Source organism: Actibacterium sp. 188UL27-1, from assembly GCF_016901225.1.
Lineage (GTDB): Bacteria > Pseudomonadota > Alphaproteobacteria > Rhodobacterales > Rhodobacteraceae > 188UL27-1.
In genome coordinates this window covers 1-1,844 of the sequence record NZ_JAFEUL010000048.1, presented here as the reverse complement: position 1 = coordinate 1,844, position 1,844 = coordinate 1, and the positions used below count along the sequence as shown (strand labels likewise).

At 55.6% G+C, this 1,844-nt stretch carries 2 protein-coding genes; both read right to left on the bottom strand.

Going from position 1 to position 1,844, the window contains the following annotated elements:
• Window positions 1–148 precede the first annotated feature (148 nt).
• Complete coding sequence (locus IU397_RS23110; RefSeq protein WP_204417978.1) at window positions 149–334, bottom strand: hypothetical protein; 186 nt, start codon at window positions 332–334, stop codon at window positions 149–151.
• 49 nt (window positions 335–383) lie between these two features.
• Entirely contained in the window at window positions 384–1,763 is a 1,380-nt protein-coding gene (locus IU397_RS23105; RefSeq protein WP_204417977.1) for an ISNCY family transposase, read from the bottom strand.
• Window positions 1,764–1,844 lie beyond the last annotated feature (81 nt).

Sequence of the window (1,844 nt, the reverse complement as noted above, 5' to 3'; positions counted from 1 at the left end):
TGTTGCAACCAAGTAGAAATGTCACCCGGCGTGCAAAGCAGAAGTGTCACCAAAAACGCTGATGGTAGCAAAGCCTGACAGGGCGGAGACCTCACATATCGCAGCCCTGGCTGGCTTTGCGGATGATGCTAGGACAATCTGCTGAGGTTTAGATAATCTTCAAAACGAAAAGGCCGATAGCAACAGCTACGCCGACACCGAGGCGAACACCCAAACCGGCAAATTGTTCGAACTTCTCGGGTTGTTTTTTGGCCGCCCATGAAAGCCCGATTATGGCTCCAAGACCCCCTGCAATTGGGGTCAATATCAGGTCAATGAATGCTGCGGCCGTCATATGATCGACCTATCATTCGCATGACCGGAATACTAGCTTTGCATGACGGCTAGATATTTGGTTCCGCCTTCGTCTCGGTGGCACGCTCAGCTCGCCTGCGTTCATAGTACGCTTCCATCTTTGAGGGACGGCCTGGTGGGCGACGGCCAGTCTTCTTGTAGCCGTTCTTCGCGCTGACAGGTTTGACCTTTGGCGGTGGTGCGGCCTTCTCCTGTTCCTCCTTGATGTGGGCAAGAACGGCGCTCAGGTGTTTGTTCTCTGTGATCGCTGCATGGGTGACGCACTGTTGGTGCGGATCGAAGATGATGCAGGGTAGGGCGACACCTTTGGCTCTAACTTGGACGCGCCCGTCCAGCATCTCGTACACATCGACGTATTTGCCGACCAAGCCACGCGTCAGATCATTGACTTCCAGCCGGATGCGTTTGCGGTCGTACTTCAGTGTCAAATCCTTAGTGACATAGCGTTTGTCGCGCAGACAGAATACCTCGGCGAGGCGATCCGGTTCAATGTTCAAAACGCGATGCAGATTGTCTGGTTGGGCCGGAGCCTTTGCAAACTTGGCATTGTAGCGTTCGACGAACCCCGCAAGGAACGCATTGCCGTCTGCCATGTTGGAGATGCCTGCAATCCGAAGTTCCTTCACAAGCCTGTCTTGCAGTGTCCGGTTTGCTCGCTCGACGCGGCCTTTGGCTTGCGAAGAATTGGCGCAGATAATCTCAATGTTCAGCTCGGCCAGGGCGCGCCCCAATTGGGTCATGCCCGTCATATGTTCATTGGCCTTCGGAACGCGAAAGGCGGTATGCTTGTCACTGTAGAACGCGACAGGGCGTCCGTGCTTCAGCAGATAGCTTTCCAGGACTTCGAAGTAGCTGAAGGTGCTCTCGGACGTCACAAAGCGCAGCTCCATCAGCGTGCTGGTTGCGTCGTCAATGAAGACGAGCAGGGTGCAGGGATCGCCCCGATCCTCGAACCATCTGTGGTCTGAGCCATCAATCTGGATCAGCTCACCGAAGCATTCCCGGCGCAAGCGCGGCTGGTGGAATGTCCGGCGTTGTTTGCGGGATAACCAGATACCGGCTTCCTGCATCCAATTACGAACCGTCTCGCGCGAGACCCTGAATCCGTGATGTTCGGCCAGCATCTCCGCCGCCAAGGTCGGCCCAAAGTCCGCGTAGCTCTCCTTGATCAAGCTCAGCGCATAGTCGCGCTTGGCATGATGAATGCGATTGTTTGGCGGCTTACCACGTGCCTTGTGCCGGATCGCCGACGCGCCATCCTGACGATACCGCTTCAACAGCCGGAATATCTGTCGCCGCGTCAGGCCCAACATGTTCGCAGCGTTGTCGACGCTCAGCTGTCCGTCATCAACCTGCGCCAAAACCTCCACGCGGTTCAACTCGCGCTCGCTCATAACCACCCATCCCATGTCCGCTCACCATCAATGATTTTTGAGGGCAGAGTGACATTCCTGAATTGCTCATGGGTGACATTTTAGCTTTGCGGCTAC

Coding starts and splice junctions, on each gene's coding strand:
- IU397_RS23110 (WP_204417978.1), bottom strand. CDS start 334: ATGACGGCCGCAGCATTCATTGACCTGATATTGACCCCAATTGCAGGG.
- IU397_RS23105 (WP_204417977.1), bottom strand. CDS start 1,763: ATGGGATGGGTGGTTATGAGCGAGCGCGAGTTGAACCGCGTGGAGGTT.